20 protein-coding genes and 2 pseudogenes are annotated in these 20502 nt (G+C 32.1%); 8 read left to right on the top strand and 14 right to left on the bottom strand.

Annotation, left to right across the window (positions count from 1 at the left end; all coding sequences use genetic code 11):
* Positions 1-31 precede the first annotated feature (31 nt).
* Positions 32-247: a translation initiation factor IF-1 gene (gene infA / locus AAGD42_RS05725; RefSeq protein WP_341752583.1), complete on the top strand. Its 216-nt coding sequence runs from the start codon at positions 32-34 to the stop codon at positions 245-247.
* Between the two features lie 14 nt (positions 248-261).
* Entirely contained in the window at positions 262-900 is a 639-nt protein-coding gene (locus tag AAGD42_RS05720) for a nucleoside triphosphate pyrophosphatase (protein ID WP_341752582.1), read from the top strand.
* 201 nt (positions 901-1101) lie between these two features.
* On the opposite strand, the gene AAGD42_RS05715 is transcribed toward AAGD42_RS05720, so the two are convergent.
* On the bottom strand, positions 1102-2097 hold the full coding sequence (locus AAGD42_RS05715) for an N-acetylmuramoyl-L-alanine amidase (protein ID WP_341752581.1): 996 nt from the start codon (positions 2095-2097) through the stop codon (positions 1102-1104).
* Between the two features lie 289 nt (positions 2098-2386).
* On the opposite strand from AAGD42_RS05715, the pseudogene AAGD42_RS05710 reads away from it, so the two are divergent.
* Positions 2387-2542: pseudogene (locus AAGD42_RS05710) on the top strand (guanosine polyphosphate pyrophosphohydrolase); the annotation flags it as partial.
* A 190-nt stretch (positions 2543-2732) separates the two neighbouring features.
* On the opposite strand, the gene AAGD42_RS05705 reads toward AAGD42_RS05710, so the two are convergent.
* Together AAGD42_RS05705 and AAGD42_RS05700 are read right to left on the bottom strand one after the other, a co-directional pair.
* Positions 2733-3746 (bottom strand): hypothetical protein, encoded by a 1014-nt coding sequence (locus AAGD42_RS05705; RefSeq protein ID WP_341752580.1) that lies wholly within the window; start codon positions 3744-3746, stop codon positions 2733-2735.
* A gap of 75 nt (positions 3747-3821) precedes the next feature.
* Positions 3822-4184, bottom strand: a complete 363-nt coding sequence (locus AAGD42_RS05700; RefSeq protein WP_341752579.1) for a hypothetical protein — start codon at positions 4182-4184, stop codon at positions 3822-3824.
* Here AAGD42_RS05700 and AAGD42_RS05695 point away from each other — a divergent pair.
* Positions 4173-4310 carry a palindromic element RPE2 domain-containing protein gene (locus AAGD42_RS05695; protein ID WP_341752578.1) on the top strand — a complete coding sequence of 46 codons (138 nt, stop codon included), beginning with the start codon at positions 4173-4175 and terminating at the stop codon, positions 4308-4310. The two genes, AAGD42_RS05700 and AAGD42_RS05695, sit on opposite strands and share 12 nt — an antisense overlap.
* 320 nt (positions 4311-4630) lie before the next feature.
* On the opposite strand, the gene nuoL is transcribed toward AAGD42_RS05695, so the two are convergent.
* From nuoL to AAGD42_RS05640, 11 genes and pseudogenes are all read right to left on the bottom strand, one after another.
* Positions 4631-6550, bottom strand: coding sequence for an NADH-quinone oxidoreductase subunit L (nuoL, locus tag AAGD42_RS05690; protein WP_341752577.1), 1920 nt, complete (start codon positions 6548-6550; stop codon positions 4631-4633).
* A gap of 14 nt (positions 6551-6564) precedes the next feature.
* Complete coding sequence (gene nuoK / locus AAGD42_RS05685) at positions 6565-6879, bottom strand: NADH-quinone oxidoreductase subunit NuoK (RefSeq protein WP_250310654.1); 315 nt, start codon at positions 6877-6879, stop codon at positions 6565-6567.
* 78 nt (positions 6880-6957) lie between these two features.
* Positions 6958-7591, bottom strand: a pseudogene (locus AAGD42_RS05680) (NADH-quinone oxidoreductase subunit J); the annotation flags it as partial.
* 16 nt (positions 7592-7607) lie between these two features.
* Positions 7608-8087: an NADH-quinone oxidoreductase subunit NuoI gene (gene nuoI, locus AAGD42_RS05675; protein WP_250312165.1), complete on the bottom strand. Its 480-nt coding sequence runs from the start codon at positions 8085-8087 to the stop codon at positions 7608-7610.
* A 103-nt stretch (positions 8088-8190) separates the two neighbouring features.
* Positions 8191-9084, bottom strand: a complete 894-nt coding sequence (locus AAGD42_RS05670) for an Rpn family recombination-promoting nuclease/putative transposase (protein ID WP_341752575.1) — start codon at positions 9082-9084, stop codon at positions 8191-8193.
* Between the two features lie 50 nt (positions 9085-9134).
* Entirely contained in the window at positions 9135-9968 is an 834-nt protein-coding gene (locus AAGD42_RS05665) for an Rpn family recombination-promoting nuclease/putative transposase (protein ID WP_341752574.1), read from the bottom strand.
* A 100-nt stretch (positions 9969-10068) separates the two neighbouring features.
* Positions 10069-11085 carry an NADH-quinone oxidoreductase subunit NuoH gene (gene nuoH, locus AAGD42_RS05660; RefSeq protein ID WP_341752573.1) on the bottom strand — a complete coding sequence of 339 codons (1017 nt, stop codon included), beginning with the start codon at positions 11083-11085 and terminating at the stop codon, positions 10069-10071.
* On the bottom strand, positions 11082-13145 hold the full coding sequence (nuoG, locus tag AAGD42_RS05655) for an NADH-quinone oxidoreductase subunit NuoG (RefSeq protein WP_341752572.1): 2064 nt from the start codon (positions 13143-13145) through the stop codon (positions 11082-11084). Before nuoG ends, nuoH begins: the two co-directional genes overlap by 4 nt.
* Before the next feature lie 271 nt (positions 13146-13416).
* Complete coding sequence (locus AAGD42_RS05650; protein ID WP_341750743.1) at positions 13417-13731, bottom strand: RNHCP domain-containing protein; 315 nt, start codon at positions 13729-13731, stop codon at positions 13417-13419.
* 4 nt (positions 13732-13735) lie between these two features.
* Positions 13736-14275, bottom strand: a complete 540-nt coding sequence (locus AAGD42_RS05645; protein ID WP_341752571.1) for an NUDIX hydrolase — start codon at positions 14273-14275, stop codon at positions 13736-13738.
* On the bottom strand, positions 14272-15345 hold the full coding sequence (locus AAGD42_RS05640; RefSeq protein ID WP_341752570.1) for a mannose-1-phosphate guanylyltransferase: 1074 nt from the start codon (positions 15343-15345) through the stop codon (positions 14272-14274). The genes AAGD42_RS05645 and AAGD42_RS05640 overlap by 4 nt, the downstream gene beginning before the upstream one ends.
* An 88-nt stretch (positions 15346-15433) precedes the next feature.
* On the opposite strand from AAGD42_RS05640, the gene AAGD42_RS05635 reads away from it, so the two are divergent.
* From AAGD42_RS05635 to uvrC, 4 genes are all read left to right on the top strand, one after another.
* On the top strand, positions 15434-16204 hold the full coding sequence (locus tag AAGD42_RS05635; RefSeq protein WP_341752569.1) for a LicD family protein: 771 nt from the start codon (positions 15434-15436) through the stop codon (positions 16202-16204).
* Between the two features lie 217 nt (positions 16205-16421).
* On the top strand, positions 16422-16856 hold the full coding sequence (tsaE, locus tag AAGD42_RS05630) for a tRNA (adenosine(37)-N6)-threonylcarbamoyltransferase complex ATPase subunit type 1 TsaE (protein ID WP_341752568.1): 435 nt from the start codon (positions 16422-16424) through the stop codon (positions 16854-16856).
* A 206-nt stretch (positions 16857-17062) separates the two neighbouring features.
* Positions 17063-18460, top strand: a complete 1398-nt coding sequence (locus tag AAGD42_RS05625) for a sodium:solute symporter (protein ID WP_341750751.1) — start codon at positions 17063-17065, stop codon at positions 18458-18460.
* The gene (uvrC, locus tag AAGD42_RS05620; RefSeq protein ID WP_341752567.1) at positions 18444-20402 is read left to right on the top strand and encodes an excinuclease ABC subunit UvrC; all 1959 of its coding nucleotides are present in this window, start codon (positions 18444-18446) and stop codon (positions 20400-20402) included. The genes AAGD42_RS05625 and uvrC overlap by 17 nt, the downstream gene beginning before the upstream one ends.
* Positions 20403-20502: the final 100 nt, after the last annotated feature.

Below are 20502 nucleotides of genomic sequence, written 5' to 3'. Positions count from 1 at the left end.
CCATTTTAAATATAATTTAAATTAAGTTGTAATGACCAAAGAAGAGCTAATTAATTTTGAAGGGGTTGTCCTTGAGATTTTACCTAACGCAACTTTTAGAGTGAAGCTAGAAAATGGTCATTTTATTATCGCCCATACTTCTGGTAGGATGCGTAAAAATCGCATTAGGATACTTGTTGGGGATAAGATAACAGTGGAAATGACTCCTTACGACTTAACAAAAGGTCGTGTTATCCATCGTCATTAAGATTTTTCATATTTATGTCAAATATAGAAGGTACTTCTTTAAAACAGCATAATATAGATGTAATTCTAGCATCACAATCGCCGGCAAGGCTTGAATTGCTAAAAAGAATCAAAATATTTCCCACCCAAATTATTCCTGCTAATATCAATGAAACAGAATATTTACGAGAATTACCAAATCAATTAGCGACAAGATTGGCACAGGAAAAGGCAAAAGTTGTTGCCCAACAAATAACTTGTGAAGCTATAATTATAGCAGCTGATACTGTTGTAGCTCGCGGCAGAAAAATATTACTGAAAGCTTTAACAAGTGACGATGTTAGATATTGTCTTAACATTTTATCTGGAAGACGTCATAGGGTTTATACAGGTGTTTGTATAATAAAAAAAACTTCCGAACAACTCCTAACACGACAAAAAATAGTGCAAACTATAGTCAAGTTTAAAAAACTGAGTCATCAAGAGATAGAATTTTACTGTAGCCTAGATGAAGGAATCAATAAAGCAGGTGGCTGCATGATTCACGGCTATGCTGAAGCTTTTATTCCTAGCATATACGGATCGTACTCCAATATTATGGGATTACCACTATTGGAGACCATGCATATGCTTACTTCTTTGGGTTTTAAAAATAGTTCTAAACCTCAATTGTGAACGTTCACGGAAAAAAGTTAAAGTAGAAAACGTCATTACGATAAGACGTAAGCCAAGAAGCAATCTAACCTCACAACCGTCTATTAGCGAGGAGCTACTTTAGTAGCATTGATGCAATCCATAAAAGTGATTAGAAATGGATTGCTTTATCGGCTTACGCCTCCTCGCAATGACGGTGGTATAACTAATCAAATTAGCTTATTAACCTAGCAGATCATTTAATACATTATCACTATTTTCACTCCAAGTAGCTAATATTCCTCGGGCATCCTTGTCACTAGAATTGTGCCATAATATATCCCACTGTTTTTTGAGAGTGCTATTATTTAAAATATCTCCTGTATAATGAATATTAAAAGTCAACATAGCTGATATAGTATCATCCTCTAATAAGCCTAGATTTGAGTTATCTGCTTTTATAATTGGATAACCAAATTTCTCAAGTAGTTTCTGTACTTCTTCAATCCTATTTTTATCCTGTTTTGTTTTATCATTATAAGATATTATAACTTTAGGATTTTCTTTTCTTGAGATAAAAGAATAAAAACCAAGAGATGCTTTAGCAAACCTCTCCCAAGGGAAATATATACCAGTATCTATTTTTCTACCTGGTGCCCAATCACTGTGACCTATTATTAATTTGGGGTTTATTCCATATTTAGATACTAATGTTTTAACTAGTCCAATACTGGCATCTATTTGCTGATTAGTAAAAGGCTCTGTGCCAGAAGCAACGTGTTCAATACCAATGGACCAGCTATTCATGTCATTATCAAGTATTGAACTCACAATATGAGGATTAAGCATACTATTTTCTTTTAAATTATTGGCTTTATCGCCTGATCCATAGAATCCACAGAACCTTGAGTTTATAAGTCCTGGATCAAGGTCACTATCTGGTTCTAATTTTCCTCTGCCAGCATGCCAAGCTCTATACTGATCTGGTACAAGTCGATAAATGGTACCATCAGTATTTATCACATAATGGGCTGAGACATTTGATGTATTCCTGGTAAATACATCGATAGTTTTAACAAAATTACACTCTGTATAATGCATCACTATCCATTTAGCAGCACCATTATTCTTTCTCAAGTTGTAATTATTACATTTTCCTGCTTCAGGTTTCGCTTGAGGATCAGGTGGGATATCATAATTTGTACGTAAATAAGTAGTGTTAATATTGTTATCGCTCATACTGATATTCCTCTTACTAAGTTAATTAGAACAGTGGATGCAAGATTTGTAGCATCTGTACACTTCTATAGTTTGGACTAAAAAAACTCAAAATTGTTGGCTTCAAGTTCTCCATATTAGTATACAATATTTTATGGCTTCACTAAGTGATCTAAAAAAATAATTATAGATTAAGCTGAAATAACAAATTTCTAGTTGCAACAATAGCACGGTCTCAATACAGCACGAAAGTTCTACACTAACTTGAAAAAACAAAAAATAGGGATGTAACTTAAATATAACAAAATAATTATTATTTCAACAAAAGAAAAAAGATGTCTTATTGATTAAATTATTTGACCGACTGCATAATATGCAAACTATTGGTACTAAATCGCCAGAGAAAATTCAAAAGATAAGAAAAGAAACTTTGCTATCTTTTTTTCTTTTCTCACAGTATTTGGAAGCACTTGTACTACCGCCATATAGTCCGCAGTTGACCCCTCAAGAGAATATATGTAGTCAGTAAAGAAAATTTAATTTTTAGACATTGTGCCGCATACTAATCCCGTCTCGTAGCATAATTTTTGCTCCTCTCCATCTGGAAGATAAGTCACGTACTCACGTACTAGTTGTACGCTCCGCTCACTCACCCCTTATTTTACGTTCCAATTCTCCAAATGAGTATACTTCTGAAGTCTCCCCGTCAAAAAACTGCTATGAAGAGCTATATCCTCTTCAAAAAGAATAAACTTTTTATCAAGCAAATTAAGTTGTTTTTTCTTTTCCTCTTTAGTTAAGAAAGAATATTTAATACTATTATAGACGACTTGTTTTAATTGATCATAAGATGGCTTATAACGACTAATAAATAATAAATATTCTTGAGTTAAATTATTGCGTAATACTCCTGCATCATAAGTGCAGATTGCGATTGGCACCCCATAACGCATATATAGCTTGATAGGATGATTATCACCTACGACTTCTAAAATAAATTCATTACTACTTAAATTAATTTCAACAGGTATATTCTTTTCCACTAATGTGCTTATTAGTTGGTAAGGATTAGATTCATGCATAATATCTACTCCATGACCAATACGATTTGCCCCGGCTATAAATATGGCATCCCGAATATGATGACGTAGCCCTTCTGGAGGAACTAGCCCTAATGCTAATTCACCAGCATGCAAAGATAATTTAACATTAGGAAATTTTTGTTTAAGAAAACGAAACATTTTCATATGTAGTATATAATCTTTGATCGCAACAACTGAGTTTTCTGTACCGACTATATTCACCCCAACTATTTTAGGATTATTTTGTGCTAAAGAAAAGGCTGAATACAAACCAGAAAATACCATAGATGGCTTACTTTCACGGAATACATATGGTTGAAACCGCAGAGTAAAGTGATCATTGTCAATATCTTTCGAGGCATCTGTTACTATTGTTGAACAATGAGTAATAGCTTGGTTTATAACTTTATCCTGCTCTAATAATAACGTAGCTTTTGCTAAAACCTGATTAATAGCAAGATCATCTGTATTACTGGTTAACTTATTAATCTCATCTAAAGCAACGTTTGTACTAATAGGGACAAAAGGAAATATAGTTTCTACATATTGTACATTTTCTGCTTCTGCCCTATTCTTCAAATCTATCAAACCATCTTTAATAATATAGTTTTCTAACCAAGCAAAATAGTTAAAACAATCAAAAAATCTGGCATCTGGTGATAATTATTTGTGATAATGATTGTTAAAATTTTCTATTGACCAAAGTGACACGAGCTGATTATATTTGTGTACATCAGCACGTATCTCATCTACAGTCATACATTTTTTCGTAGGTTTTTTAAGAATTTCATAACTGTTAGGATCAATATAAAAGCCTTCCTTCTTAACATAATCTAATAAAATTTCGGCATAAATAGCACCGATAAAATGATGATGAATATCACCACCCTTGGGCAATATATTTACCAACATACCAAGCTCTCCTATAGGGAGAGAATTAGAGGTGATTAAACTATTGTAATAATCACGTGTAATGAGATAATGATTATTTTCATTTGTTTTTACAGTGTCTGCGTGAGTTTGCATATTAAATATATAGTTAATTCAGGAGAATTTGGTGCTAGGAACGATGGAGCGACGCCTATAAGTAATAGGCGAGCGACGAGTGACGACGTCACCAACTTCTCATCAATTGACTATACTAGTAATTAATAATAGTAGAGTAATGAGTCTTAGTGAAATTATGGATTTTATGAAATTTAACATTATTTTCATATGATTGTTCCGTAGTAAAGTGGCGTCTATTAGCGAGGCAGCACATAGGCGTCAGTTTAAGAGAACAATAATTTTCTTAAACTAACGCCTATGCGAGGCAAATGAACCAACAAAGCAATCCATTTCTAATCACTTTCTTGGATTGCATCAATGCTACTAAAATACTTCCTCGCAATAACGTTTTGGGATTTATAACAATACTATTAATTTTAATAATATATATTGTAGCATAATTACTATTCAACACGAACTATATTTTAATGAATTTGCTGTAAAACTATAAAAAAAGTAATATAGACAACTACAAATAAAACTATATATAGAGTGTAATTAAATATGTAGCCTGTTTGCGATCTACTTACCAAAATCCCAAAGTAATTTACTGTTTTGGCAAAACTACTTGGACCAAATCTATCAATGACTCTTTGGTCGATCAAATTCAATAGCTTACTTAAGTTGGCAACTAATCTTACTATCAGCAAGTCATACACTTCATCAAAATAATATTTATGTATCAACAATTTCCTCATAAATGTTATTTTCGCTTTATCAATAATATTCTTATAAAAATAAATACCCAAAACAATACCCATTAATCCCAAAACCATTGGCAATAATTTTATATAAATAGGTGGATGATTTGCTAATTTTTGATAAATATGAATATTGAATATACTATCAAGGAAACAACCATTTGGTTTGTCAAGAGCAAAAATATAATGACCTATCATCCCAGAAACAAGACTACCTACCACTAAAAGATTAAGTGGCAGATTCATGATATTAGGTGATTCATGAACGTGATTAAATTGCTCTATAGTTAATCTAGTTTTTCCATGAAATACTAATAAGATAATTTTCATAGAATAAATAGCAGTCAGAATTGCCGCCACAATTCCAAGAATAAACACTGTAGTACCTATGACCCCACCGCTACTATATGCTAGCTCTAAAATAGCATCTTTTGAATAAAATCCAGCTAAAGGATAAATACCGATCAGTGCCAGTGAGCCGATTAAGAAATTACAGTAAGTAACCGGCATTTTATCTTTCAAACCACCCATCTTAAAAATATCTTGCTGATGACAAGCGTGAATAACACTACCAGCTGATAAAAATAATAAAGCTTTAAAAAATGCATGAGTAACTAAATGAAAAATACCAGCATTATAAGCTGATACACCGCAAGCAAGAAACATATAACCAAGCTGGCTACAAGTGGAATAGGCAATAATTTTTTTTATATCATTCTGAACTATGGCAATAGTTGCCGCAAATATACAGGTAATACCGCCAATAATAGCAATAAAGCTCAATACCCCTACACTATATTCAAATAAATAAGAACACCTAGCTACTAAAAATACTCCAGCTGTTACCATAGTTGCAGCATGAATAAGTGCTGAGACTGGTGTTGGACCTTCCATGGCATCTGGTAGCCATATATGCAAGCCAATTTGAGCCGACTTGCCTATACATCCAAGGAATAATAGCAAACAGACTATGTCAATTATCGATACTGTAAAACCCCATATACTCAATTGTATATTAGACAATAATTGGGCTTTATCAAATACACTAGCAAAATCAACTACCCCAAAATAAACAATAATGGTAATAATCCCCACTATAAAGGAAAAATCCCCTATCCTATTGACGATAAAGGCTTTAATTGCTGCTTTATTTGCCGTTTCTTTTTGATACCAAAAACCAATTAATAAGTACGAACATAAACCAACACCTTCCCAACCAAAAAATAATTGAACAAAATTATCGGCTGACACCAAAGCTAGCATAAAGAAGGTAAATAATGATAAAAATGATAGAAATTTAGGTAACCCCTCATCATCTGCCATATAGCCAAGAGAATAAATATGTACCACCGCTGAAATCCAAGTAACCACTATAAACATAATAGCGGTCAGCTGATCGACATAAATTGCCCAATCGATCTTCATCTCACCAATTACTAGCCATTTTGCTAAAATTAGATGAATAATGGCTTTGTTTATTGCCACATTATAAAATATAAAGCTAGCGAATATTGCCGCTAAACTTATTGCAATAGTGGCAATGCAAGCTGCTTGCTTCTTGCTAAAACACTGACAAAACAAACCATTAATCATACCAGATATTAATGGTAACATTACCATGAATATTGCTAATGCATTTACCATACCAATTCCTAAAATTACCCTTTCATCTGATTCATATCACTTAGTTCTATCGAACCTTTATTTCTAAAATAAACTAATAATATTGCAAGACCTATAGAGGTTTCGGCAGCTGCTATTGTTAAGATTATTATACTAAAAATTTGACCCGATATCTCATGGGCATAAGCAGAAAATGCGACAAAATTGATGTTGACAGCTAGCAGCATCAATTCAATCGACATCAGAATTGTTATGACATTCTTACGATGCATAAACAAACCGACCATTCCTATACTGAAAATCAGTGCCGACAAAATTAAATAATGTTCCAAAGTAATAGTACTAATCATATTGAATTTCTTCCACTCCTTCACTTAAACGCGGTTTAACCATTAATATACAATTATCCTTGTTTTTAGCATGTTGCTTGGCAATATCCTGCCTCTTAACTCCACTACGATGCCTAATAGTTAGAGTAATACAAGATATCATTGCCATAAATAGAATAATACCTGAAATTTGGAAAGGTAAAATATATTCAGTATATAGTACCTGCCCAATAGCATGAGTATTAGAGTCAATTGATGAGAAGTTGGGGACGTTGTCGCTCATCACTCGCCTATTACTTATAGGCGTCACTCCATCGCTCCTAGCCCCAAATTCTCCTGAATTGACTCTAGTATGGTTAGCTATCTCTGAAGAGCCCATATTATCTAAAACTATACCTTGTACACCTAAGCAAATTATCAAAACAAGATCAGCAAACATAATGAGTGCTACAGCCATACTGATCAATAAGTTTTTTTTGAATTGTACAATAATATCCATAAAACGAATATTCAACATCATTATAACAAACAAAAACAATACTGCTACTGCTCCAACATATATTACAACCAACATCATTGCTAAAAATTCTGCTCCTAATAGAATCATTAGCCCTGAACCGTTACAGAAAGTAAAGATCAGCCATAACACAGAATAAACAGGATTTTTACTCATGACCACCAAAACACTACTTATAACCATTAGCCCGGCAAATAAATAAAAAAACATTTCCATAATTATCTACCAGTAATTATTTATATTTATAATCATTATGTAGCTTAATTGCTAATTCTTGCTCCCACATATCACCATTCTTCAATAATTTTTCTTTATCATAAAGCAATTCTTGATGACTAATAGTAGCAAATTCAAAATTAGGACCTTCCACTATCGCATCAACTGGGCATGCTTCTTGGCATAGACCACAATAAATGCACTTAGTCATATCAATATCATATCTAGTAGTACGCCTACTACCATCTGCTCTTTCTTTTGCCTCAATAATAATAGCCTGAGCTGGGCAAATTGCTTCGCAAAGCTTACAGGCAATACAACGCTCTTCACCATTAGCGTAACGCCTTAATGCATGTTCACCCTTAAATCTTGGGCTTATCCGCCCCTTCTCATAGGGATAATTTATCGTTACTTTAGGTTTAAAGAAATACCTCAAAGTTAGACTAAGCCCTGATAGTATTTCAAATAACAAAAAAGACTTCAGGTAATTAATTATTTTCATTTCATTATACACCAAAAATTTGTAGCACTAAGTATGTTTTACAATTTATTTTCTTGTTAGTTTGTTAATTTAACTACGAAAGATATCCAGGGTCATTTTAAATTTTCAATAATTCATTAATTTTAGCTATAGATAGTTTAGTCATTCTCGCTATTTCTTCAATAGAGCTACCATTTTCTATCATCATTTTTATTAATTTAGCTTCTCCCCTAGCTTTGCCAATTCGGATACCTTCTTCTCTACCTTCTTCTTTGCCTTCCCTCCGTGCTTTCTTGAGAGTGTTAGCTTCAATACGTAGCCATTTCAGGTGTTCTTCATATGAATCACGTTCTTCTTCAGTGAAATTCATCACATCCAGAACTGTCAGGGCTTTTCTTAGGCTAGCATCATTTAACTCTTTAGGTAAATTATCTTTGTTCAACAAATCATGTCTCGTTAAAAAAGTACTCCATCTATCAAGAGAGGTTTTTACCTTTTTTACTATGTCCGTCAGCTGTTCCTTCGGATTATTAGTAAACTTATTTAGCTCAATAGTATGCAATTCTAAATCTTTGAAATATAACAAACCACTATCTTTTTCTACTATATGAAACACATTATGATATTTATTTTCATGTAAAATAGAGGTAAAGTTTAATATATGAATACCAATGGCTTTCGATAAAGTAGCATAATCCTCTGCATTCTTTAATTGCTCAGTATATAACTTTGCCCAATAATACAGAGCTCTTTTGTCATAATCATCCGCGTCAGTAATTTGCATTTCGATATTAAATCTTTTGCCGTCTTTTCCTTGGGCTTTAATATCTAAAATTGACAATTTATCGCTCTTGAAATTTTTTGGATTATATGGATTAAGAAGCTGCACTTCTGCCACTTGGTCTTCTCTAGATACAATCGAATTGATCAGCGAAATAAGCAAATCCTTATTCTCTTCAACACCAAAGATTTTTTTGAAGGCTATATCAACTCTAGGACTGATATTTGACATAAATCTAACTCTATATTTATTTTAATTATTAATCATAACTTATCTGATAATCAGTCATTTAGGGCTTTCAGTAGTTCAGTAATCTTAGCAACAGATAGTTTGGTTATTTTCGCTACTTCCTCAATAGAACTACCATTTTCTATCATCATTTTTATTAATTTAGCTTCTCCCCTAGCTTCGCCAATTCGGATACCTTCTTCTCTACCTTCTTCTTTGCCTTCCCTCCGTGCTTTCTTGAGAGTGTTAGCTTCAATACGTAGCCATTTCAGGTGTTCTTCATATGAATCACGTTCTTCTTCAGTGAAATTCATCACATCCAGAACTGTCAGGGCTTTTCTTAGGCTAGCATCATTTAACTCTTTAGGTAAATTATCTTTGTTCAGCAAATCATGTCTCGTTAAAAAAGTACTCCATCTATCAAGAGAGGTTTTTACCTTTTTTACTATGTCCGTCAGCTGTTCCTTCGGATTATTAGTAAACTTATTTAGCTCAATAGTATGCAATTCTAAATCTTTAAAATATAACAAACCACTATCTTTTTCTACTATATGAAACACATTATGATATTTATTTTCATGTAAAATAGAGGTAAAGTTTAATATATGAATACCAATGGCTTTCGATAAAGTAGCATAATCCTCTGCATTCTTTAATTGCTCAGTATATAACTTTGCCCAATAATATAGAGCTCTTTTGTCATAATCATCCGCGTCAGTAATTTGCATTTCAATATTAAATCTTTTGCCATCTTTTCCTTGGGCTTTAATATCTAAAATTGACAATTTATCGCTCTTGAAATTTTTTGGATTATATGGATTAAGAAGCTGCACTTCTGCCACTTGATCTTCTCTAGATACAATAGAATTGATCAGCGAAATAAGCAAATCCTTATTCTCTTCAACTCCAAAGATTTTTTAAAGGCAATATCAACCCTAGGACTAATATTTGACATAAATCTAACTCTATATTTATTTTAATTAGTAATCAGTTTGGTAAATTACCAGTAAACATTAAAACACTTGATACTAACACCACCCAAAATAAAGTAAAAGGTAAAAATACTTTCCAACCTAAACGCATTAACTGGTCGTAACGATATCTAGGTAATGTCGCTCTTATCCATAAGAAACAAAATAATAACAACCCAACTTTTACTATAAACCAAATAAAGCCTGGTATAAAATTCAAGAATTTAATGCCAAAAGGCGGAAAATAACCACCTAAGAAAAATGTTGTGGTCATACCGCTAGCTAAAATCATATTAGCATATTCACCAAGAAAAAATAAGGCAAAACCCATCGAAGAATATTCAACATTATAACCAGCAACCAACTCAGATTCAGCTTCTGATAAATCAAAAGGCAATCTATTAGTTTCTACAAGTACTGATATGAAGAATATTACTGCCATAGGTAACAACATCAAATCAACCCACCAAGGCAATAATTGTTGCCTTTCTATGATTTCTGAAAGATTAAGAGTTCCAGTTGTTAAAAGTACAGTAACAATCACCAACCCTATAGATACTTCGTATGAAATCATCTGAGCCGACGAACGAATAGCCCCAAGGAAAGCATATTTCGAATTACTTGCCCAACCAGCTATGATTATACCATAAACCCCCAACGATGAGATTGCCATAATATATAAAACACCAACATTAATGTCAGCTAACACTAACTTTTTATCAAAAGGTATCACTGCCCAACCAATTAAACTAAGCACAAAGGTAACCATAGGAGCCAAGGTGAATAATATTTTATCAGCTTGTCTTGGTATAATTGTTTCTTTAAATAATAGTTTAACTGCATCAGCAATTGGTTGCAACAACCCAAAATATCCAACGACATTTGGACCTTTTCTTAACTGCATTAAACCTATTACTCTTCGCTCAGCATAGGTAAGATATGCTACACACAGCAAAAGAGGAATAGTGATAGATAGGACTTTCAATGCCACAATAATTAACGGTAATAGATATTGTTGAAATAACGATATCATGCAACTTTTTCCCTTTCTTGTTTTGATTCCAAACACTTTGCCATAGTAATAGATACCCTACTAATTGAATCTGTCATGTAATAATTTATTGGTTTAGTAACTATATCATAGTTAAGTAATTTATCTGTAGAGGTAAATTTTATAAAGTCACCACTCATTATTTCAGAAATATTGGCAAATACTGGAAACTCTGCTGCCAACTTATTTCTTATTTCAACTAAATTATTCATACCAAGATTTAACCCTAAACTACTGGCTAGGTTATTTATAATAAGCCAATCTTCTTTTGCTTGCCCTACTGGACTAGTTGCTGCCCTAGCATATTGTGGTCTTCCTTCAAAATTTAGGTAAATAGCATCTTTCTCTGTATAGCTACTAGCAGGAAAAATGACATTTGCTGCATTTGCTCCATTATCACCGTGATGCCCTTGATATACGACAAAAGATGATTTTATTTTACTCATATCAATCTCATCACTACCTAGTAAATAGACAAATTTGATATCACCTATTTCTGCCTTTTGTAAAATTTCATAAACCCCATTACCACCACCCTTAGCACTAGAATTTTTAGGGCTAAAACCTATATCTAAACTACCAACCATTGACGCATGATTATGCAATATATTAAAACCATTCCAATTCTCTCTAACTATCTTATATTTATCCACCATCTGATGAATGAGTGCCAAAATAGCATAACCATCCTCACGAGAATATACTCCATCACCAATGATTATTATTGGATTTTTTGCAGCTAACAACTCCTTAGAAAATTGATGTTCTCCTGATATTATTGCCTTAATTATTTCAGGGCTAGCCCCTAATTCATTGATAGAATAAGTTTGATCGCTAATATTACCAATTCGAGCTATTTTTAACTTACCCTCTCTTTGTAATATACCAATACTAGCATTAAGGACTGGAGCTATTTGCCTAATATTTGCACCAATTAGCAAAGCAAGATCAGCTTTTTTAAGTCCAGAAATCGTTGTGTTAAATAGATAGTTTCCCCTACTAGATCGGTCTATTTTATAATTAAATTGATTACTATCAAAATTATTACATCCTAGCTTCTGTAACAATGTTTTTAATAAAAACATTGATTCGGTACAGGCGAGTGTTCCAGCGATTGCCACCATTTGATCACCGGCAAGCGATTGTAATTTTTGTGCTACTAGAGCAATGGCATCACTCCAAGAGGCTTCAACTAATTTACCATTTTGTCTGATATACGGAGAATCTAACCTTTGATATTTCAAACCATCATAAGCAAATCGTGCTTTATCGGATATCCACTCATCATTAATGTCATCATTAACCCTAGGTAATATCCTCATTACTTCCTCCCCCCTACTATCGATCCTGATATTACAACCTTGGGCATCAAATACATCTATTGATTCAGTTTTCTTTAGTTCCCAACTACGGGCTTTAAAAGAATAAGGCTTTGAATTTAATGCTCCAACTGGACAAACATCGATAATATTGCCTGACAACTCTGAAGCAAGACTACGCTCAAGGTAAGAGGTAACTTCCATATGCTCTCCTCTATAAAGAGCTCCTATTTCCTCAATTCCAGCAATATCAGTGGCAAACCTTATACATCTTGTACATTGTATGCATCTAGTCATTTGGGTTTTAATCAAAGGTCCCATATATTTATCTTTGACTGTCCTTTTATTCTCCAAAAATCTAGAACGTGCTCCACCATATTTAAATGCTTGATCCTGTAGATCACACTCACCCCCTTGGTCACAAATAGGACAATCTAGAGGATGATTGATCAATAGAAACTCCATTACCCCTTCACGAGCCTTTTTAACGCCAATAGTATTAGTATGGATCACCATACCTGGGGCAACAGGCGTAGCACAAGAGGCGATAGGTTTGGGAGATTTTTCCATCTCTACCAAGCACATACGACAATTACCAGCAATTTTCAAACGTTCATGAAAGCAGAAATGGGGGATTTCTATACCAAGCTTGCTGCAGGCACGAAATACGGTTGTACCCTCTTCTACTTCAATTTCAATATCATCTATAGTAAGTTTTATCATTGATGTTCATATTATAGTTTTATATTACGTCGAAATTATATATTCTTCTATAGTCAATTGATAAGAAGTTGGTGACGTCGTCGATCCTAGCCCCAAATTTTCCTGAATTGACTACAAATTTGAAGAATTGGCTTCGCAAAACTTCGGGATATTCGTGTGTGAGACAAGGTTTATTCCGCTATGCGATCTCCCCTTGTTTATTACCCTTATAATTCAAACTATTTGAAGTATACCATATTATATACTAGTCACTAATCTAAATTTTTCAATTTTACAAAAATAACTTATAACTAAAAATATTTAGCAAATTTTCTACATTATCAGTATCAGCAAGTTTATTATTTTTATATTCTCGACATTTAAGACATTTATGGGTTAAGACCAAACCTTTTTTACCATCTATTTTATAAGAAATTGGTTGCATTAGCCCATTACATCCAGATGCCCTATCCCCAGGGTTAATATCTACATGCTTACTGTAGAAACATATTGAACAATGGTTAGTATAACCATTGCCTTGGATAAATTCACCACACATCTCGCAATTAAAATCTTCTTTATTTCTATAAAACTTTTTTGCTACCATTAACTTAACTTATTATTTGGATATATTTCTTTATCATCCTTTTTACTGAATCATCCAGCAGGAGTTCTTCATAATTAGAAGCAAAATCTAGCCATCTTAAATCATGTGATTCGGCATTTTTTACAAAGCAATCGTTGCAAACGGTTTTTAATAAAAATCTCACATCATAATGATAATGCTCCTGCTCCTTAGCATTACTAGGAATAAAATGAACATCTATATCGTAAATTTGTTTAGAAATTGGCTCAATATCTAAAATTCCAGATTCTTCTTGAGCCTCTTTAATTGCTACAGCTAAAAGATCATTATTACCATCACAATGCCCTCCTGGCTGCAACCATTTACCCAACTTACGATGATGCATCAATAAGAATTTTGTTTTATTAGAATTAAGAAAAAATCCTGAACTAGTAAAATGCCCTTCTTTTGTCTCTCTACTAAAAGGATTTTCACAATTATCTAAAAAGTCTAACATCCTTTGTTTATACTCATTTTCTTCTTGAAAATTGCTGACATAATTTTTTATATTCTCACGCAAGTTCATAATATTTCTTTCCGTCCAATCTCGGTCATTTCTACTACCAGCTGCTTTATTTTTCTTATTTCTGACTTATTTGCGATCAGTAAGGCATCTTTAGTATTAATAATTATTATATTATCCATTCCTATTACCGCAGTAAGCTTATTATTAGAGCTAATATATGAATTGGTGCTATCAATGTTGATCACATCACCTTCACAGTAATTATTGGTTATATCTTTCTCTTGCATTTGCCATAAAGAATGCCAATTACCAATATCATTCCAACTAAAATTGGCTTCTATCATAATCATTTGCCTAATATTTTCGATTATAGCATAGTCTAAAGAAATTGGTGTAATATGTAGATATGGTTCTAAAGCAAGAGTTATATTGTTATAATTTTTAGTTGCAAAATAATATGCTTTATATGCATGTTTAAATAGTTCCTTTTGCCATAATTTAGCCTGCTCTAAAATAAAATCTATATTAAAAATAAAAATTCCTGAATTCCAAAAATATTTGCTATTTTTATATTTGTCATTTTCTTCTAAATAATTTTGTGCCTGTTGAATAGTAGGTTTTTCTACAAATTGTTCAGTTTTATAAATTCTATCTGCTAATAACTTCTTTATCTTAATATAACCATATTCGCTATTTGCAAAACTAGGTCTAATGCCAATAGTACAAATACCAAATTTTTCCAAATAATTCAAAGATTTATTAATAGTATCTAAGTAGTTATTAACATTGTGTATATAATGGTCAGAAGGCAGTAATATAATCGTATCGTAGCCATTATTCTTTGCTTGAATAGCTGATATAATCGCACATGATGCTGTATTTTTAGCCACAGGTTCTATTATTAAATCTGCTTCTATATTTAGCTCTCTAAGTTGCTCCTGTGCTATTGCTTCATAATCCTTAGCAATTATTAAAGTTGGTTTACCTAAAGTTTTATTGGTAATCAAAGTTTTTTGGATTAAACTAAAATTATCAAATATTCTGATGAATTGTTTAGGTTGCATTTGTCTCGATAATGGCCATAATCTTGTTCCTAGACCACCAGCCATAATTACTGGTTTTATTTTCATCGCTATTAATTGTATTAATTTTCAACTAATTCAATTAATAGTATAAAATATATGACAAGTCTACTAAAAATAAATATAAGAAACCTGTATGCACAAAAAAAATAAAAAAACTAATAAGTTTTTCTTTAAAGTAGTTGGGATAATTATAATTATCTATGGTTTATACCGAGGTTATGTAGAGTTTTATGATCACCAATGGAGGTATGTAACTCCTACCGACCAACAAGTACAGAAATATACAATTAGTGCAGATACAGCCTTAAACTTATATCAATTAATGAAAGATACCCATGAAATATTAACTAAGCATAACATAAATTATTGGATTGAGAGCGGTACGCTTCTTGGAGCAGTAAGACACCAAGGTATTATACCTTTTGATGATGACTTAGATATTGGCATAATGCATGCTGATGAAATCAGATTACAAGATATATTAACGGATTTCACAGAGTTAGGTTATAAAGTTCGCCATCAAAGTTTTTACACGATATGTTCTAAGGTTTGTATAGATATCTTTATCTTCCGGCAAAAAGATGACAAGTTTTTATATAGTAATTTTAGAACACTATATAGATTTCCCAATGATTTCTTTTATATAAATGAATTATTTCCACTAAAAAAATATCAATTTGGTGAGATTGAAGTTTATGGTCCTAATGAATCTAAAGGAAATTTAGATAGAGCTTATCCGGAATGGGATAAATATGCTGTAATTCAACAACCGCATAATTTTCATGTTACCCTTTCACCTATTGAACAAAAGACTAAATTTATTTTAACTCCGAAATTATTAGAACCAGCTAAACCAACTGGCCCTTTAGAAAATCAGGTAATTCCCAAACCATTAATTAAATAGTAAATTTTCAAATGTTTTATACTATATTATCATAAAACAATTCAGCACCCTATAGAGCGTTATCAGCTTGTTTCATCAAAATCTGAAATTGATATTGAGTTAGTTGAATTCAACAGAATCGAGGAATTAGAATAAACACGGTTAATATTTGATGTTATAGGATTAATATGTTAGACTATACTTAGTTGTGGATAAAACATCAAAATTTGAAGGCTTAATGAAGTTTCAAAAAGAGTCGGTTATTTTAAATAATGAACAAGACTCTATATTGTTTGCACAAACTATCGCTAAAAATTTAGAGTCTAATAAAATTATAACTTTTTCAGGTGATTTAGGTTGTGGAAAAACATTTATCTGTCGAGAGATTATAAAGCATTTTTGTGGATCTGATACTAATATCAGCAGCCCTACTTTTAATTTGCTACAAATCTACAAGACTTCAAAATTTATGATTTATCATTTTGATCTCTACCGTTTAAATTATTTAGAAGAAATTTATGAACTAGGTATAGAAGAAGCCTTGCAGGGCAATATTTGTCTAATTGAATGGCCAGAAATAATTGAAGAAATATTACCGCTACCTATAACTAAAATTCATCTACAAATACTCGAAGATAATAAACGCTTTTGTAGTATTTATCATTTCTCATAATCTAATACTACAGGGATAAGAATAAGCTTTTAAAGAATGGGTAATAGTAATGTACTAAGTTAGGGAATGAAAAAAATAAGCAATATCACAAAAATAATGAATACAGCTATTAGTGGAGCAAAAAAATCTGTTATATTTATAGATATAACCTAATTCAGGTTATACGAAGTATGTTTGAGTTTCAATTCAACAAAAAATAATTAGTAATGACCATTGATAATATTATTGTATTACTATATTTGATATCGATACTTGTTATTGGTATCTACTATAGATCTAGACTTAGAGGTTTTGCCAATTATGCTACCGTTCAAGACAAGATTAAAAATAGCAAGATATTATTAGTTGCAACTATTTTTACTTCATCGGTTGGCGGGGCTACTACTTTGGGTATTGCGGAAAAAGCTTTTTCTGGTGATTTATCGTATAGTTATGGACTGATACTCTCTCTGCCAGTCGATATACTAATAGCTATTTATCTTGTACCCCAAATAACTAAACATTATGGAGCAGAAAGTGTCGGCGATATAATGGCAAAATATTATGGGGAAACAGGACGTTTTATTGCCGGTATCACAACTATTATGGTATCTATAGGCTTTGTTGCTGCCCAAATTAGTGTTAGTGGATATATTTTTCAATATATTTTAAAAATTAACTACTTAGAAGGAACTTTATTAAGTTATGGGATTGTTATTATCTACACAACTATTGGTGGGTTACAATCAATTATGTTTACTAATTTACTACAATTCTTCGCGATGATAATTGCTTTGCCAATTATTGCAATATGTGGTCTTAATAAAATTGGTATTAGTGATTTTATCAACCAATTACCTATTGAAAAAGTATATTTTATCCATCATAATAATTTTGCCAGTGAGCTATTTATTAATACGATAACCGCTATGCTAGGATTTTATGTAATGAACTTATATCCTATTTTTATTCAAAGAGCTTTAATTAACAATAATGCCAAAAAGACTAGTAATGCTATATATATAAAATCAAGTATATATGCTGTATTTTTAATATTTATAACCTTAAATGGGTTAATCGCCTATAATCTTTACCCCGACTACTCTTCTAATTTAGCATTGCCACACCTAATTGATCAAATAGTTCCTTCAGGGTTACAAGGCTTTGTGATAATTGGCTTACTTGCATCAGTCATGTCTACTGCTGATTCTGATTTAAATGTTACCTCAATAGCTCTAGTGAAAGACTTGTTGAACCCTATTTTTAAAATACAGAATCAAAAAAAATTATTGCTAATTACTAGAATTACTAATGTTGTAATCGGAAGTTTTGCCATAATCATTGCTTTAAAATTTGATAATGTAATTGATCTAGTAGTGTTTATCACCGGGTCTTGGGGACCAATAATATTAGTTCCTCTAATATTTGCCTTTTTCAACATCACTATAACACAAAGAATGATGATTCTATGCGGATTAAGTGGAGCCTCCTCTTTCTTCATTTGGACATATTTTTTTGCTAGTAATTTTCGACTAAAGGGTGTCTTTATTGGTACTATGTGTAGTTTGTTAGTTTTTTGCATAGGGTTACTTAGAAAAAGGCTAGGTTATGTTACAAAATTCTAAACTTATAGGTAGTGATTTAATAAAATATCACCTCGAGAATGCACCCAGCCTGCCTGGAGTTTATAAAATGCTGAAAGCTGATCGGCAAGTTATCTATGTGGGCAAAGCTAAGAATCTAAAAAAACGTCTTACTAACTATATTAAAACCGATCTTGATAATAAAACAATATTAATGATCTCTCTAACGCATTATTTAGAGTATAATGTTACTAATTCTGAGGTTGAAGCTTTATTGCTCGAAGCCCAGTTAATTAAAAAATTTCAACCTAAGTTTAATGTATTACTTAAAGATGATAAGTCTTTTCCTTATATTAAATTACGCTTAGATGTTGATTACCCGCAATTAATTAAATATAGAGGAAAGAACTTATCTGGTGGTGAGTTTTTTGGCCCATTTGTTTCCTCAGAGCAAGTCGATACTACCTTAAAAGAATTACAGAAAATTTTTAAATTACGATCTTGTAGTGATAATTATTTTAACAATCGCAAACGCCCTTGTTTGCAGTACCAAATTGGTCGATGTTCTGCCCCATGTGTTGAGAAAATTAGTAAAGAAAATTATAGTGAACTAGTATGCCAAGTAAAAAATTTCTTAAATGGTAAAACTAAAGAATTACAAAAAACTTTATCTCACAAAATGGAAGAATTAAGTATACAATTACGTTTTGAAGAAGCTGCCGAAATACGAGACCGAATAAAAGCACTAAGTTATATCCAACTAAAATCAACTTTATCTAGTAATTCTATTAAAAACGCTGATGTTATAGCTATTGTTGAAAAGAATAATTATTATTGTATTCAGCTATTTGTATATAGATTTGGTCAGTCTTATGGGAATATAGCGTACTTTCCGTTTCATACGGATGGTAGTAATAAATCAGAAATATTGACACAATTTATAAATCAATTTTATCAAAATGCTCAAATTCCGAGTGAGATAATTATAAATCATCCTATCATTGATCTAGAATTAGTAACCAAGGCTATTAGACAATTGAGTAGGAATAGTAAATTTAACATCAGACTATACTCGAATGATCTGGAGAATGGGGACAATAAACAAGGGGTGAGCGAGCGGAGCGTACATGCGAAGTTTTGCGGAGCCAATTCTTCAAAGCATTCGAGTATAAGATTATTAGAGAATGCTGAGTTTAATGCCCAATTATCACTTAATCAGCATTTAAAACAATTTGCTAAAAATCAAATTATCTTTCAACAAATACAACAATTATTCGATCTGCCTACCATACCAGATAGAATTGAAGTTTATGATAATAGTCACATTATGGGAACATTTGCCGTAGGTAGCATGATTGTTGCTAACCAATCAGGTTTCGATAAAAAAGAATATAGAATTTTTAATATATCTATTCCCCAAGGGAATTCCCAGGGTGATGATTATGAGATGTTAAGAATCGTCTTAACAAGAAGATTTACTAGATTAAAAAAAGAACATCTAACAAATGAGCAGGCAAGTACCAACTTCTCATCAATTGACTATAAAACTTTAATGATTATCGATGGAGGCAAGGGGCATCTATCTGTAGTACAAAAAATAATGAAAGAATTTGATCTTAAAATTCCAGTTGTTTGTATGTCAAAAGGACCTGACAGAAATGCTGGATGCGAACAATTCCATATGCCTGATAAAGAGGCTTTTACAATTGATAAGAGTCTTCCGGTCATGAAATATTTACAGATTTTGCGGGATGAAGCCCATAATTTTGCTATAAAAAACCATAGGCTACGCCGTTCCAAAGCCATTAAAGTTTCTAGTCTAGATGACATAAATTCAATTGGTGTCACCCGAAAGAAAGCCTTGTTACATTATTTTGGCTCATATAAAGCAATATGTGATGCCACTATTGATGAATTATCTAAAGTCAATGGTATAAGCCAAACCATTGCAAAAAACATTTTTACATCGTTACATAATAAATAATAGACCTCTTGCAAAACTCGCTGTAAGCGTTCACGGAAAAAAAGTTAAAGTACACGACGTCTATTAGCGAGAAACTACTTTAGTAGCATTGATGCAACCA

Origin of the sequence: Candidatus Tisiphia endosymbiont of Dioctria linearis, assembly GCF_964026545.1 — a bacterium.
In the GTDB taxonomy this organism is placed as follows: Bacteria; Pseudomonadota; Alphaproteobacteria; order Rickettsiales; family Rickettsiaceae; genus Tisiphia.
The sequence above is the reverse complement of the archived record's forward strand: the minus strand, read 5'-3'. Positions and strand labels throughout refer to the sequence as shown.